The organism is Mycobacterium sp. SMC-18 (assembly GCF_045310895.1).
Classification (GTDB): domain Bacteria; phylum Actinomycetota; class Actinomycetes; order Mycobacteriales; family Mycobacteriaceae; genus Mycobacterium.
Window position 1 is genome coordinate 21780 of record NZ_JBJIAL010000017.1, and the last position, 14368, is coordinate 36147.

At 66.0% G+C, this 14368-nt stretch carries 17 protein-coding genes; 11 read left to right on the forward strand and 6 right to left on the reverse strand.

Annotated elements, in window-relative coordinates:
- Nucleotides 1-134: 134 nt before the first annotated feature.
- Together ACJH6J_RS16625 and ACJH6J_RS16630 are read left to right on the forward strand one after the other, a co-directional pair.
- Nucleotides 135-830, forward strand: coding sequence for a TetR/AcrR family transcriptional regulator C-terminal domain-containing protein (locus ACJH6J_RS16625; protein ID WP_318986811.1), 696 nt, complete (start codon nucleotides 135-137; stop codon nucleotides 828-830).
- A gap of 193 nt (nucleotides 831-1023) precedes the next feature.
- Entirely contained in the window at nucleotides 1024-1470 is a 447-nt protein-coding gene (locus ACJH6J_RS16630; RefSeq protein WP_318986812.1) for a response regulator, read from the forward strand.
- Nucleotides 1471-1502: 32 nt separating this feature from the next.
- On the opposite strand, the gene ACJH6J_RS16635 is transcribed toward ACJH6J_RS16630, so the two are convergent.
- Together ACJH6J_RS16635 and ACJH6J_RS16640 are read right to left on the reverse strand one after the other, a co-directional pair.
- On the reverse strand, nucleotides 1503-2180 hold the full coding sequence (locus ACJH6J_RS16635; protein WP_406804218.1) for a hypothetical protein: 678 nt from the start codon (nucleotides 2178-2180) through the stop codon (nucleotides 1503-1505).
- Between the two features lie 240 nt (nucleotides 2181-2420).
- On the reverse strand, nucleotides 2421-2666 hold the full coding sequence (locus tag ACJH6J_RS16640) for a CsbD family protein (protein WP_318986855.1): 246 nt from the start codon (nucleotides 2664-2666) through the stop codon (nucleotides 2421-2423).
- A 179-nt stretch (nucleotides 2667-2845) separates the two neighbouring features.
- Between ACJH6J_RS16640 and ACJH6J_RS16645 the strand changes: the two genes are divergently transcribed.
- The 6 genes from ACJH6J_RS16645 (at nucleotide 2846) to ACJH6J_RS16670 (ending at nucleotide 7903) form a co-directional block, all read left to right on the forward strand.
- The gene (locus tag ACJH6J_RS16645; protein ID WP_346414609.1) at nucleotides 2846-3094 is read left to right on the forward strand and encodes a hypothetical protein; all 249 of its coding nucleotides are present in this window, start codon (nucleotides 2846-2848) and stop codon (nucleotides 3092-3094) included.
- Between the two features lie 248 nt (nucleotides 3095-3342).
- Nucleotides 3343-3780 (forward strand): ATP-binding protein, encoded by a 438-nt coding sequence (locus ACJH6J_RS16650; RefSeq protein WP_318986814.1) that lies wholly within the window; start codon nucleotides 3343-3345, stop codon nucleotides 3778-3780.
- Nucleotides 3777-4526: a SigB/SigF/SigG family RNA polymerase sigma factor gene (locus ACJH6J_RS16655; protein ID WP_020104284.1), complete on the forward strand. Its 750-nt coding sequence runs from the start codon at nucleotides 3777-3779 to the stop codon at nucleotides 4524-4526. Before ACJH6J_RS16650 ends, ACJH6J_RS16655 begins: the two co-directional genes overlap by 4 nt.
- Before the next feature lie 169 nt (nucleotides 4527-4695).
- The gene (locus ACJH6J_RS16660) at nucleotides 4696-5889 is read left to right on the forward strand and encodes a PP2C family protein-serine/threonine phosphatase (RefSeq protein ID WP_406804219.1); all 1194 of its coding nucleotides are present in this window, start codon (nucleotides 4696-4698) and stop codon (nucleotides 5887-5889) included.
- Nucleotides 5886-7463, forward strand: a complete 1578-nt coding sequence (locus ACJH6J_RS16665; RefSeq protein ID WP_406804220.1) for an ATP-binding protein — start codon at nucleotides 5886-5888, stop codon at nucleotides 7461-7463. The genes ACJH6J_RS16660 and ACJH6J_RS16665 overlap by 4 nt, the downstream gene beginning before the upstream one ends.
- On the forward strand, nucleotides 7460-7903 hold the full coding sequence (locus tag ACJH6J_RS16670) for a response regulator (protein ID WP_318986818.1): 444 nt from the start codon (nucleotides 7460-7462) through the stop codon (nucleotides 7901-7903). Before ACJH6J_RS16665 ends, ACJH6J_RS16670 begins: the two co-directional genes overlap by 4 nt.
- 3 nt (nucleotides 7904-7906) lie before the next feature.
- On the opposite strand, the gene ACJH6J_RS16675 is transcribed toward ACJH6J_RS16670, so the two are convergent.
- Nucleotides 7907-8356, reverse strand: coding sequence for an ATP-binding protein (locus ACJH6J_RS16675; protein ID WP_406804221.1), 450 nt, complete (start codon nucleotides 8354-8356; stop codon nucleotides 7907-7909).
- A 43-nt stretch (nucleotides 8357-8399) separates the two neighbouring features.
- A complete protein-coding gene (locus ACJH6J_RS16680) occupies nucleotides 8400-8783 on the reverse strand; it encodes an STAS domain-containing protein (RefSeq protein ID WP_406804222.1) in 384 nt (127 codons plus the stop codon).
- A gap of 409 nt (nucleotides 8784-9192) precedes the next feature.
- Here ACJH6J_RS16680 and ACJH6J_RS16685 point away from each other — a divergent pair, with 409 nt between their 5' ends.
- The 3 genes from ACJH6J_RS16685 to ACJH6J_RS16695 all read left to right on the forward strand — a co-directional run bounded on the left by ACJH6J_RS16685 (nucleotide 9193) and on the right by ACJH6J_RS16695 (nucleotide 12461).
- Nucleotides 9193-9765: a DUF1707 domain-containing protein gene (locus ACJH6J_RS16685; RefSeq protein ID WP_406804223.1), complete on the forward strand. Its 573-nt coding sequence runs from the start codon at nucleotides 9193-9195 to the stop codon at nucleotides 9763-9765.
- Nucleotides 9766-9807: 42 nt separating this feature from the next.
- Nucleotides 9808-11244, forward strand: coding sequence for a DUF2252 domain-containing protein (locus ACJH6J_RS16690; protein WP_406804224.1), 1437 nt, complete (start codon nucleotides 9808-9810; stop codon nucleotides 11242-11244).
- A gap of 218 nt (nucleotides 11245-11462) precedes the next feature.
- A complete protein-coding gene (locus ACJH6J_RS16695) occupies nucleotides 11463-12461 on the forward strand; it encodes an alpha/beta hydrolase (RefSeq protein ID WP_244872796.1) in 999 nt (332 codons plus the stop codon).
- A 4-nt stretch (nucleotides 12462-12465) separates the two neighbouring features.
- Here the strand turns inward: ACJH6J_RS16695 and ACJH6J_RS16700 are convergent, their stop codons facing one another.
- Both ACJH6J_RS16700 and ACJH6J_RS16705 read right to left on the reverse strand, forming a co-directional pair.
- Nucleotides 12466-12906 (reverse strand): hypothetical protein, encoded by a 441-nt coding sequence (locus ACJH6J_RS16700; protein WP_212806744.1) that lies wholly within the window; start codon nucleotides 12904-12906, stop codon nucleotides 12466-12468.
- A 67-nt stretch (nucleotides 12907-12973) separates the two neighbouring features.
- Nucleotides 12974-14257, reverse strand: coding sequence for a CdaR family transcriptional regulator (locus ACJH6J_RS16705; protein ID WP_212806743.1), 1284 nt, complete (start codon nucleotides 14255-14257; stop codon nucleotides 12974-12976).
- Nucleotides 14258-14368: the final 111 nt, after the last annotated feature.

Sequence of the window (14368 nt, forward strand, 5' to 3'; positions counted from 1 at the left end):
GGTGACGCTCCACCATTTCGTCGCCCACTGCGGCTAGCGTTGGTCCCGGAATCAGCGAGTACTGGGAGGTCGGCGCTTTGTCGGGAGCCAATGACTCCGGAATCCCCGCAACTGCGGCGGGAGGCTCCGACGCCGTGCCCGGTGACGGTGTGCGCGATGGCCACCCGGCGCTGTCTCGAGAGTTCATCCTGGACACCGCGATCGAGTTCATCGACCAGCATGGGCTGGACAAGCTGACCATGCGCCGGTTGGGCGCGGCATGTGGTGTGGAGGCGATGGCCCTGTACCGGTATGTCCACGGCAGGGGAGACCTGCTGACCGGGGTGGTCGACCATGTCGTCGACCGCCTGTACGCCGAGCAGCTGGCGGCCCGCCGGCAGGAAGACGGCTGGCAGGACTATCTGATCCGCCTTGCTCACGGAGTGCGTCAGATCGCGCTGCAGCATCCCGAACTCTTTCCGCTGGTGGCGACACAGGCGCCGGAGGCGCCGTGGGTGCGCCCGCCGCTGCGCAGCATGCGCTGGATGGAAAGCTTCCTCGATACGTTGCTTTCCTATGGGTTCGATGACGTCGCGGCAGTGGCGGCATACCGGGCGTACACCACGTTCCTGGTGGGTCAGCTGCTGCTGGAGGTGTCCGCTCGCGGCGCCCAATTGAGCCCCGCCGAGGCGATCCTCGAAGAAGCCGACCGGCCGAGGGCCAAGCTGTCGGATTACCCGCAGCTGCAGCGGCTGCAACCCCTGCTGTCGGAAGACTACGGCGAAACCGAGTTCGAAGAAGCGCTCGAAGCGCTGTTGGACCGGCTCGAATCGAACTTGCCGCGGCGCTGAGCGGGCGTCTGACGGTGCCCGCTGCCAACCCGGCCGTTTACAATGTAAACTGATCGTGGTTGGGGATGTGTGTCATGGCAGGAGACTGCCGGCGCCGCTGATGGAAACGCCGAACCCGCCGTGTACTCGCATTCCCGGCGCGGCCGGACGATGGATCGAACGTCATCTACGTATAGGTGGGGAAGGTGTGCACGTGACCGTGCCGCGCGACAGCAGGGCGATCGACATTCTGTTGATCGAGGACGATCCCGGTGACCAGCTGATTACCCGGGAAGCCTTCGCCGACAACAAGATCAAGAACGTTCTGCACATCGCCCACGACGGTGAGGAGGGCCTGGACTTCCTTTACCGGCGCGGTGCCTATGCCGATGCGCCGCGACCGGACCTGATCCTGCTCGATTTGAATCTGCCCAAATACGACGGCCGGCAGTTGCTCGAGAAGGTCAAGTCGGACGTCGAACTGTGCGACATCCCCATCGTCGTGCTCACCACATCGTCAGCGCAGGAAGACATCCTGCGCAGCTACAAACTGCATGCCAACGCGTATGTGACCAAACCGGTCGATCTCGAGCAGTTTCTGAGCGCGGTACGCCAGATCGACGAGTTCTTTGTGCAGGTGGTCCGGTTGCCGCGGGGCTGACGGCGGCCGGGTCTTCGGCTCGGGCAGACCGGCTACGTCTGCACGGCCAGGCACAGATCGCCGCCGGCGAACTCGGCGGTAGTCCGGAAGCTGAAACGGTCCATCCAATGCACGCCGGCGGCATCGTCGAGCAATGGCTTGCTGTCCTGCTCAGCGGCGCTCGCGGCCAGCTGCCACTGCAGATCCGTCGCGCTCACAGGGCTGACGTCATCGCCGTGGTGCGCCGGTCCGAACGGTGAGGCAGTGGAGTCGGCCCGGTGCTGGGCGCGGTACCGGACGACCGCGCTCCGCAGCGTCGGATGCGCGGGTCGCGCCAGAGTCAGCACGTAATACGCGCCTGCCGCGACGGAATTGATGGCCAGTACCTCTTCGCCCATGCCCTCGAGCAGATCGATGAAGTCGGCCGCCTCGTGACCGCCGATCACGTCGCCGGCAATGCCGGTGGTCACCGCGATGCCCATGGCCGCCCGGCCGTCGCGGTCGGCGGGAATGAAGCGGAACGCTCGTCCGCCCACCGACGGCAGGCTGTCGCCCGCGGGGCACTGGACCGCGCGGGCCGGCTGCTCGGTGTCGAACAACCAGCGCAGGCCCACCAGCAACACCGGCAGGTGCACAGTCACGCCGGATGCGGCGGCTTCGTCGGACAACGGCTGGACAATGCCGGCCGCCTCGTCCGCACTTCGTGGCGCCGCCATCAGTTCGAGTGTCATCCCTGAATCCTTCGAGTCGGGCAACGCGCGAGTGCGTCAGCTGACTTCACAGTTACCCGCTGCATTCGAATGGCAAACACTCAGCGGACGCGGCGCGGGTGTACGCGTGTCCCTGACCTTGAGCTGACGAAAGGTCTTTCAATGCAAGGGCTTTCCGGGCGAATTCCGCGCACACCAGAGCGGCCCAGTCCAGCATGTCGCTGGACTGGGCCGCTGACTGTGCTGCGGTCTCAGCCGCGCCTAGTTCTGCTGCTCGGCTTTCTCGCGCGCCTCAGCGGCTTTGGCGCCCGCGCGTGCGGCGTCCGCCTCGGCTTCCTTCTTCGCGGCGTCGCGCTGCGCATCGGCCTTGTCCTGCTGGGCCTGGCCTTCACGGACCAGGTCGTCACGTCCGGCGACGGTGCCGATGACTTCCTTGGCCTTGCCCTTGACGCCTTCCACGACGCCCCGGATGGCTTCCTCGGGACCGGTGTTCTTGTCCTCGCTCATGGCTACCCTTCCGCTCACGGATCGGATGATCGCACGGAGAACCGTTCCCCACGCCTGCCGAGAATTCCCAGCTCCGGTGCGCGTCAAACGGGGAGAATTGCGATCTGCACCACACGGATGTGGGTGCCCCACAGGGCATTCCGTGGAGAAATTCCGAAATGTTTGGGCAGCTGACGCCCGTGGGTACGGAAGGACTGCCGCTGACCGGCAAGGTCAGACCGGGCGGGCGTCACGACGACGTGCGTGCGCTGCCCACAACGGAAAGAGGCACCATGATTTTGGTCGGAGCTGTACTGCTTGCTCTCGGGCTGATCTTCAACATCTACCCCCTGTGGGTGGCCGGCGTGGTCGTGCTGGTGGTGGGCGCGGTTTTTTGGCTGCTGGGGGCGACCGGACGTCCGATCGCCGGCCGCCGCTACTGGTACTAGCCGGCCGTGCGTCGACGCGGTCGTCTTCGCGACGAAGTACGGCAGCTGATCGAAAAAGCCTGCGGCACAGGATGAATCGGACGGCTGCACAGACGGCGAAGCGCGCTGACACCGTAGCCCGCCTTCGGGTACTGCCGCCGCCGACAGCGGGCGGCGGCGGGCGATGCATGTTTGTTTGAGCAGCCATGGACAATGGGTACACAGAGTGCGACGTGGAGTGGCCTGCACAGGGACGCTGGAGGAAATAGGTGGTTGAGGCAGTGGGGCAGGGCACCAGTGACCGGTCTGTTGAGTTGATCGTTGCGGCATCGCCGGAGAGCCTGGCCGTCCTGCGGACGCTCGTGGCAGCGGTCGCCGCCTTCGAGGATTTCGATCTGGACGCCATCGCCGATATCCGGCTGGCGGTCGACGAGGCCTGTACCGGACTCATCCGGGCCGCGGTGCCCGGGTCGAGCCTGCGGGTCGTCGTCGACCCGGCGAATGATGCTGTGGTGATTCGTGCTTCGGCGACGTGTGTGGCCGACGACAGCCGCGGCAGCGCCGTGGTGAAGCCGGACAGTTTCAGCTGGCACGTGCTCAGCTCGCTGGCCGATGACGTGTCGACCTTCGCCGACGAGCCGGCGACCGACGGCACCCAGGTGCTGGGTGTTTCGTTGACCTCGAGACGAGTGAGTCTGCAGCGGTGACGGCGGAGTATGCGGACGTTCTCGAGATGTTCCGTCAGCTCCAGGGGACGACCGAGGACTCAGCTGACTACATCGAGCAGCGGGACGCGATCATCGAGCGGTGTCTGCCGTTGGCCGACCACATCGCGCGGCGCTTCGAGGGCAAGGGCGAAGCACGCGATGATCTGCTGCAGGTTGCGCGCATCGGCCTGATCAACGCGGTGAAGCGTTTTGACGTCGAGATGGGTTCGGACTTCGCCTCATTCGCGGTCCCGACGATCATGGGAGAGCTGCGTCGCCACTTCCGCGACAACAGCTGGTCGGTGAAGGTCCCGCGCCGCATGAAAGAGCTGCATCTGCAGATCGGCACGGCCAGCGCCGAGATGTCGCAACGCCTCGGGCGCGCGCCCACGGCTTCTGAGCTGGCCGCCGAGCTCGGCATCGATCGCGACGAGGTCCTCGATGGCCTGATGGCGGGCAGTTCGTACAAGACAACCTCGATCGACGGGGCCGCGGGGAGCGAGGAGCGCCCGTCCCTGGCGGAGACGCTGGGCGACGTCGATCCCGGTTTGGAAAAGGTCGAGTACCGCGAGGCGCTCCGGCCGCTGCTGGCCGAACTGCCGGAACGCGAGCGGACGGTGCTGGTGCTGCGATTCTTCGAATCGATGACGCAGTCTCAGATCGCCGCCAAGGTGGGCATCTCGCAGATGCACGTCTCGCGGTTGCTGGCGAAAACCCTGGCGCAGCTTCGGGAGAAGTTGGAGTAGGGCTGCGCCCCGGTGCCCGGCGACTGCGGTGCGCGTCAATGGCGGGAGCGGTGTGGGGCCAACTGGTAACGTCCGCGACGGTAAGCACAGCGCAACACGATGGTCAGCACGACGTAGGTGGCCGCTTGGTGAAGGATGTGACCACTTGTCCATGCCGGCAGAGCCGCGGATGAACCGTTCCGATTCCGCCAAGGCGGAGCCCCCGGGGGACCGGCCGCTGTCGCTGCTGCTGGTGGAAGACGACCGCGGTGACGCACTCCTGGTCGAGGAGCTCATCGCCGACGCCGCGATCGACATCGACTTCCACTGGGCGTCCACCCTGACCCAGGCCGCGGCAGCGCTGGAAGCGCTGCATCCGGATTGTGTGCTGCTCGACCTGCACCTGCCCGATGCCGGCGGAGTCGACGCTCTCGATCGGTTGGGTGCGTTGGCCCCGAGCCTGCCGATCGTGGTTCTCACCGGTCTGAACGACGAGCATTTCGGTGTTGCCGCCATGGCGTCCGGTGCACAGGACTACCTGGTGAAGGGCCGTGTGGACCCGGAGACGCTGCGCCGGGCGGTGCTCTATGCGATCGAACGCAAGCGTGCCGAGGTCACCGCGGTGGATCTGCATGCCAGCCGACTGCGCGCACAGGAGAACGCCAGACTGGAGCGGGGCCTGCTGCCCTCTCCGCTCCTTCTGGACGATCCCGGCGTCGAGATCGTCACGCAGTCCCTGCCGAGCCGGCGGGATGCCCTGATCGGTGGCGATTTCTACGACGTCGTGCAGACACCGGACCGCACGGTACACGTCATGATCGGCGACGTGGCCGGCCACGGACCAGACGAGGCCGCGTTGGGGGTCGCGCTGCGAATCGGCTGGCGCGCACTGACTTTCGCCGGTCTGCGCGGCAACCAGCGGATGTGCCAGCTCGACCGCATCCTGACCACCGAGCGGCCCAGCCGCGGCACCTTCGCGACGCTGCTGAGTGTGGCGCTGACCCCCGACACCGGGGAGTTCGACGTGGTGCGGGCAGGTCATCCCGGGCTGCTCATGCACGGCGCGGGCACCGTCGACTGGCTCGAACCGGTCGCCGGCCCGGCCTTGGGACTCGGCGCCACGGAATGGCCGGTCAATCGGTTGCGATTGCGGCCGGGCGACGGATTGATGCTGCTGACGGACGGGCTGTTCGAGGGGCCCGCGGGCGGCGGGGGCGAACGCCTCGGGGAGGACGGACTGCTGGCGACGGCCCGCTCGTTGGCGCGCCTACCCGGGGCCGAGTTCGTCAAGGCGTTGATCAGCGAGACGGAGGCGCGGGCCGAGCCCTTCGGTGGTCTCACCGACGACATCGCCGTCATTCGAGTGGAGCGCTCGGTTCGATGAAGTTGACGGTGCAGGGCTGGCAGAACCTGGTGCTGGCCGCGATGGGCGCGGTGGTGCTCTCCGGTGCCGTCGGCGGTGCGCTCTTGATGAACCGGACCGACACGGTTTCGAGCGAACTGATCGAGCACCTGCAGCCGGCGCGTGTGGCCGCCTACCGGTTGCAGGCCGGGCTGCGCGATCAGGAAACCGCGGTCCGCGGTTACGCGAGCGCCGCCGACCGCCAGTTCCTGGCGCCGTACGAGGACGGACAGCGCGCCGAAACCGCTGCGGCGCAGAAACTCAGAAGCTTGCTGGGAGGTCGCGACGCCCTCATTGCCGATCTCGATGCGATCGAACGGGCTGCGAGTACCTGGCGCAGCACCTACGCCAAGCCGTTGATCGCCAGTGTCGTCGTGGGACATCCAGCCGTCGTCGACAGCCGTACCAACGAGGACGGCAAGAAAGAGTTCGACAACCTGCGAGCGCTCTTCGATATGCAGAACCGGCACCTGGAACAGGCGCGCGACGCCGATACCGCCCGGCTCGCGTCGATTCGCCAATGGCGGGACCGAGTGCTGGCCACCATGGTCGGCGCCTTCATCGTCATGGCGATGGTGCTGGCCATGCTGGTGCGGAGTTCGGTCACCCGTCCGCTGGGCGCACTCGCCGCGGCGTGCCGCCGCATCACGCAGGGCAACTTCGACGAGCGGATAGTTCCCCAGGGGCCCACGGACATTCGCGCGATCGCCGTCGATGTCGAGGAGATGCGGCAACGCATCGTCGAGGAACTCGAAGCGTCCCAGTTCGCCCGCCTCGCTCTCGACGAACAGGCCGAGGAATTGCGCCGATCCAACGCCGAACTCGAACAGTTCGCCTACGTCGCATCGCACGATCTGCAGGAGCCGCTGCGCAAGGTCGCGTCTTTCTGCCAGCTGCTCGAGAAGCGGTACGGCGACCAGCTCGACGAGCGCGGCACCGAGTACATCAACTTTGCGGTCGACGGCGCCAAGCGCATGCAGGTGCTGATCAACGACCTGCTCACCTTTTCCCGCGTCGGCCGGATCAACGCCAGGCACACCGAGGTCGACCTGGTCGAGGTTGTTGAGTCGGCCATGCAGAACCTCGCGACCTCGATCGCCGAGTCGGGCGCCGAGGTGCTGCTGCCGCCTGATGGCCTGCCGCGGATCGATGGCGACCCGACATTGCTCACGATGCTGTGGCAGAACCTCATCGGTAACGCGGTGAAGTTCCGGCGCGAGGGGCAAGCGCCCCGCATCGTGATCGAATGCACATCCGGAACGGGTGAAGAGGCCGACTATTGGGTATTCACGGTCACGGACAACGGTATCGGGATAGCCGAGGAGTTCGTGGACAAGGTGTTCGTGATCTTTCAGCGGTTGCACGGTCGCGACGCCTACAGCGGTACCGGCATCGGATTGGCGCTGTGCAAGAAGATCGTCGAACATCACGGCGGCACCATCGGGATCGACACGTCGTACACCCATGGCACGCGGTTCGTGTTCACATTGCCGGCCACCCCGACCACCGAGCCGAACGTCATCACATCTGAGGAGCCGGAAGGAAGTCACCCATGAACGCGTCGTCAGCGGGCAGAGTGGTGGACATCCTGTTGGTCGAGGACGATCCGGGGGACGAGTTGATCACCCGTGAAGCGTTCGCGGACAACAAGATCAAGAACACCCTGCATGTCACCCGCGACGGTCAGGAAGGTCTGGATTTTCTCTACAAGCGCGGCGTCCACGCGGATGCCCCGACTCCGGACCTCATCCTGCTCGACTTGAATCTGCCGAAGTACGACGGCCGGCAATTGCTGGAGGCGATCAAGTCCGACGCCGACCTGTGCCATATCCCGGTCGTCGTCCTGACCACCTCCTCGGCCGAGGAGGACATCCTGCGCAGCTACAAGCTGCACGCGAACGCCTACGTGACCAAGCCGGTCGATCTCGATCAGTTCATGAAGGCAGTCCGGGAGATCGACGAGTTCTTCGTGCAGGTGGTGCGGCTGCCGCAGTAGCGGTCACCCGCCTGCGGTAGCGGCTTCCACGGCATCCCACTGCAGGCGCACCTGGGTACCGGCATCGGTCGGCTCGATCGACGCACGATCGGTGAGCGCCTGCATCAACGGAATCCCGCGCCCCCGGGCAGAGTTCGCGACCTGTGCGGCGGCGGGGCGCCACGTGCCCTCGTCGGTGACGGTCACCGTCAGCAGGCCTGACTCGCGGTCGAAGTCGGCGTGAACGTGCATGACGCCGGGCGCGGGTGCATCGGCGTACGCAGCCTCCACGGCGTTGGCCAACGCCTCGTTGACGGCGAGCACGATGTCGCTCGCTTTGACCCGGTCCAGTGCGACGTGCCCCGTCAACCAGCTCGAGAACTCCTGACGGACGGACGCGGCATGTTCGGGGATCGCCACCACGTCCGTTTTACTGAAACGCGCCCCGCTGCTCGACTGGTCCGGCTCCGTCATAGCGACCTGCTCGACCTACCTTCCGATGGACAACGACCGCGCTCTAGGCGGTGACAGCCGCGAGCGCCTCGTCTCGCGTGGCGAACAACTCGATCAAGTCGGCGATGCCGACCAGCTTGAGCGGCCGGCTGGTGGTGGGGCTGTCGGCGACGATGACGAGCCGAACCGCCGGCGCCAGGTCCGCATGCGCCGCCACCAGCACGCCCATTCCTGCCGAGGCCAGGAACTCCACGGCACTCAAATCGACGACGACCGCCTGAGCTGTGCCGACAGCCGCCGGGCTCAGTACGGCTTCGAGCTGCGGAGCGGTGAGCATGTCCACCGTCCCGGATACCGTGACCACGCTGACCGCGCCGATCTGGCTCTGTTCGACTGCGCAGCTCGCCGCGGCGGGGTTGCCGCTTCCCTGGACTGGCTGGCCTGACATTGTCACCTCCGAAGGGCCCACACGCGTGAGCCGATAGTTCCAAATACTATCGGCGCTTCCGGTGCCCGCTGCACCAAACCTAGTAGGACACAGCCCGTCGGCCGGTGTGGCAAATAGCATGTTTCGCCCGGCTCATCGGTGGGTATCAGTAAGGGCCGATTTTGTCGGCCGATGCGGGTCCGGAACCGACTCGGCCGTGGGGGCGATGGCCAATCCGATTGTGCCGCATACCGATTGATCGGGGGAGTGGTAAGACGCGTTCGGTGCGGCCCGCCGGCTCGGCGTCCCGGTCTTCGGCGCTGTTTGTTTCGCCACGCGCGTAGGCGCCGACCACCGGAAATCCCTTGCCATCAGTCTATAACAATGTTATGAATGGTCATAACATTGTTATGGCGAATGGAGTTGCACCATGCACCACCATGAAGTCCTCCCGTTTCCCGAGCCGGCGCGAAACAGCGGCGGTGGCGCCGCGACCGAGACGGTCGGCAGCCACATCCGGATCGGCGATGCCGAGCGCGAAGTCATGTCTCGCCGGCTCATCCGTGCCGTCGCTGACGGCAGGCTGACCCTCACGGAGTACGACACCCGCCTGCAATGGCTCTACCGGGCCGAAACCCGCGGCGAGCTCGCCGACATCGTCTCGGACCTACCGCCATCCGACGAGCGGGGTAAGCCCAAACGGCAACGGAAGCAGTCGATTCCGGCCTGGGTCGTGATCATGTGGATGCCGTGGGCCGCAGTGAACCTGCTGTGCCTCGCGATCTGGCTCGCCACGGGCGCCGGCTACTTCTGGCCGTTCTGGGTGGCGGTCCCGTGGGGCTGCGCGTTGTTCGTGCCCAGCGCAATCGGCGTGTTCACCAGTGGCGGGGTCCACGGCGGAGAGGATTCGAAGGCCGTTGGTTCGGCCACCCCCGAGCGATCCTGCAATGCCACGTCCCGATCCAGCCGCGAAGCGCAACGGTGGTCGCCAGCGGCCACCTGATGGTTCGTGCTTGACCGGCGTCTGGGCGGGTATACGTCGTTGGTGAACGACCCGCCACCGCTTGCGGACACGACCATTCCGGACCAGCACACCGTCGTGACCGGCACCGAGACCGAGACATACCGGTCATTGCTGCGTACGCCGGCCACGCGGGACGAGCGGTACGCATTGGGCAAGGCCCTGCGCAAGAAGGTGCCCCGGCGGGCATTGGCGACATGGTCGGATCATGCGGGGCGGCCGGACCCGGTCGACCTGATCAAGGCCAGCCATGAGGGGCGGATCGAGCGGCTCATCCCGATCAGGGTCGGGCGGATGGCTGCATCGCCTTATGGCTTCCTGCGCGGAGCCGCGGTCGTGATGGCGCGTGACGTCTCGCACCTGCCGACGACGGGAATCATGCCGGTGGTCTGTGGCGACGCGCACCTGGGCAACTTCGGGTTCTACGCATCGCCCGAGCGGGAACTGGTCATCGACCTCAATGACTTCGACGAAGCGCACCCCGGCGGCTGGGAATGGGACCTGCGCAGGCTGGTGGCGAATATCTGGGTGGCCGGGCGGGAGAACGACGCGTCGGAAAGCGCTTGCGGTGACGCCGTGCAAGCGTGTGTCGCGTCGTATCAGAAGGAGATCCGCAGGCTTGCCGATCTGCCGCTGTTCGTCAGGGCCTTCAACCGACTCAGCGTCGACCGCGTCGCCACCGAGGCCGACGGACCACTGGAGCGGCTGGTCACCCGCTCGGCGAAGCGGGCACGTCGCCGTACCGGCGATCGCGCGTTGCCACGCTTTACGCACGAGGTCGACGGGGTGCGGAAGATCGTCGATGAACCGCCATTGATCACGCGGCTACCGGCGGGGGAAGAAGCGCAGCTCACCAAGGCGATGGACGATTACCTGGAGACCCTGCCGCTGTACTGGCGCCGACTGGTCGGTGGCTACACCCTGCTGGACGTGGCACAGAAGGTCGTCGGGGTCGGCAGCGTCGGGCTGCGGGCGTACGTGGCGCTGCTGGCGGGCTCGTCGTCCAAGGACGTCATCTTCCTGCAGCTCAAGCAGGCCCGACGATCCGTACTGGCGCGCTACGTCCACGGTGATTCGCCGCTTCACGCCCATCAGGGGCAACGTGTCGTCGAATACCAGCAGTGTCTGCAGACGGTCAGCGACCCGCTGCTGGGCTGGACGACTGTGGACGGCCGCCAGTTCTACGTCCGGCAGCTGCGAAACATGAAGGGCCGCATACCTCTCGACGAACTGGATGCCAAGATGCTGACGGGCTACGCCAGCGTGGTCGGCCAGCTACTGGCGAAGGGACACGCCAGGACCAGCGGAGCCTCGATGATCGCCGGTTATCTCGGCCATTCCGACCGCGTGAGCGAGGCGCTGTCCGGCTTCGCCCGGCGCTACGCCGACCAGACCGAGGCGGACCACGCCGTACTGCTCAGCGCCGTCGACCGTGGGGCATTGCCTGTGGACTACGAGTGAGCCGTCGGGCCACAGCCAGATCACCTGGGGCGCAAGGGGACTGCGCCGGCCGCAGCTGCCTCGGCGTTTGTGACCCGTCACAATCGCTTGGTCTGATACTTCGGCGCTCGGTGTAGAGACGGCGGCCACCCGGACACCGATACTGATTCGGACAACGAGGCAGCATCGGCGCTGCTGCAGCCACCGAACGGGGCTCGTTGAAACAGGAGGGCTACACCGTGGTTGCCGCACCCGAGAATCTGTTCCCGCTTGACCGGAGTAACGCCCGTCGCGTCGAGTTCGAAGGCGGCAGCATCCAGTCGCGCCTTGTCGCGTTGGCGTTGAAGGTCACGGTCAAACCGGCATTGACGGTCTGGGCGATGGCTCCCGGCCTGCCCTGGCCATATCGGGCGGTCGATCATGTCGGGCGCGTGCTGTGGTCGGTTGCTGGCACCACCCGCCAGCCTGTCCACCTGGCGTGCTGTCCGGCCGAGACGACCCGCCCGGCGGCCGTGCGCGGGGATCGCTACGTCGTGTACATGCACGGCGGTGCCTTTCTCGTCGGGGGCCGTCACCTGCACCGTCAAATGATCTCGCGGATTGCCGCGGCGCTGCAGAGCGAAGTTGTCGCAGTGGATTACCGCAAGCTGCCCGAGCACACCATCGCCGACGGTATCGAAGACTGCATCGACGCATATCGGTTCGCGCTCGGCCGAGGTGTCGCGCCGGAGAACATCGCATTCATCGGAGACTCGGCCGGCGCTTACCTGGTCTTCATCACGGCGCTGTTCGCGGCCAGGCGCGGGTTGCCGATGCCCGGCGCGATCGTCTCGATGGCGCCACTGACCGACTTCGACGTGCAGGCCAAGATCGATGCGCCCTCCGGATCAACCGATGTGCTGTTCTCGAAGGCCTTTGCCCGCGCGTTCCATCGATTCGTCATGCGGCACAGTCCGCCGGAAGCTGAGCACCGACTGCTCGATGCGGATCTGGGTGGGCTGCCGCCATCTTTGATCCAGGTGAGCTCGACCGAACTGCTCACCCCCGACGCCGAGGAGCTCGCCGTCGAACTGACGAAGGCCGGTGTGCCGCACCAATTGCAGGTGTGGCGGGACCAGGTCCACGTCTTTCAGGCCGCGGCCTCGATCGTTCCCGAAGCGGCGCGTGCACTTCGCGAGGTCACGCAGTTCATCGAGTCGGCATTCGCCCGAAACGGGGCGCAGGAGCAGTCCGCTTAGTTGCTCATGGCGCGGCGAACCCGAGGGCGTTCGCAACCGCGGTTCGTGTCGCCTCCTTGAGGTACTCCGGCGAGGCGTGCCTGCCAAGGGCCGCCTGCGTGACGATCATGCCCGTGACCAGATGAAAGATCGACTGTGCATCGTCATCAGGGCACTGTGACGACATCTCCCCGCTCCTGCATCCGACGCGGATGGCCTCACGCAATGGCTCGATCAATTCGTCCACGAGCGCATCGTTCTGGTCGGCATGGCGTCCGGAACGCTCGAGCCAGGCGGTTGCCAGCACCGAGGCTCGTCCGCACCGCTCTACCGGGTAGACGTAGTCGATCATCGTCGCGGTGTACGACAGGATGCGCTCGATCGGGCAAGTGCTCTGCGTGGCCGCGTGCCGCAACTGCCTTGCGGCGCTGCGAAGTTCGTCGGACAGCAACTCTTGGTAGTTCACCACTGGATTCACATCTCGTGCCGTAGGGATACGAAGAACTCGCGTTCGATGACCGAGGTCTGCTCAGCTAGCCGGGATTGCCCGGGCCTGTGTCGGCGACCGGTGTACCTGCATGGTCGATGGTGTACACGGTCATGGCCGACGCCAGCAATCGGGACTGGTGGGGGTCGGTGGGGTCATAGCCGGTGATCTCCTGAATACGCCGTAGGCGGTAGGTCAGGGTGTTCGGATGAATGAAAAGCTCTGCCGCGGCGGCCTTCCGGTCGGCGCCGTGCCGCAGATGCGATTGGAGCGCTTGCAGTAACCCCGGGTGGTCGCGCAGCGGCGCGATGTGGCGCGCCAGCAGGTCCCGGGCGGGCCCGGGGCGCGTCGACTGGTACTCGAAAAGGACATCGGCCAGTTGGTAGATACCGGGCTCTCTGTTCAGTTGCCTTGCCAGGCAGGTGATTTCGGCGGCTTCCGCGGCCGCCGCGGGAATGGCCGCCAGCGTCGCGCCGGGATGGTACGCGGCGTAGATCGCGACCTCGAGTCGTTCACCGAGCGCGTCGATCAGTGCACACAGGTGTGCGGCCATGGCGGAGTCGTCCCGCTGTTCCACGACCTGTGCGGGCAGCAAGATCACGCCCGTGTGTCCGTCGAACGTGTTGAGGATTTCGCCGGCGCCGCGCCCGTAGAACACTTGGTTGGCGAGCCGTAACCGCCGGCGCGCCGCCAACGTCTCATGCGTGGTCCGCGGTTCGTCGCCGTCCACCCGGATCGCCAATACGTCATAGCGGTCGCTGAGCTTGACACCGATTTGTTTGGCGATCATGTCGCTGCCGGGCTCACCGTCGATGAGGTGGGCGCACAGGGCACTCATCTGCTGGCGCGTGGTGGCCCGGAGGACGAAATCGGAGTCCTGGTAGACCTCAGTCATCAGCACGCTGATGGTCCCGGTGAGGTCGGCGAGGTACATGCCCAGCGCAGCGATCGTTTCCGCGTCGCCCTCGGAGGCCGATTCGAGCACGATCTCCCACAGTTTTCGGATACCGGCATGGAGCGCGGTGAACAGGAACGGCAACGGGATCCCGTCCTCGGCATGCCGCTCCGCGACCGGCAGGACGAAGGTCGCCGCCTCGGCACGGGTCACCCTGCGTCCTTCGGTGATCAGGTCGAGCCCGTACAGAAATCCGCCGATGATGTACGGGGTCACCTCGCCGTCGAAATGTTCGATCGGCATGGGTGTGGGCCAGTCGATGGATTCGACGGCCTCATGGAGAAGCGTCGTGGCGATCTCGTCGATCCGGTCCTCGATCACCTTTCGCAACGGTGCGTCCGCCGGGATCGGCGGCAGCTCGGACGGGGACGGCACGTGCCGATTGTGATCTATCACAACGCGGTGGCGGAAGATGGCGGGACAAATCGGCCGAAGGTTTGTTTCCGGCACCAAAAGCGTGGCCCATTCTTCTCACGCCCGCGCGGC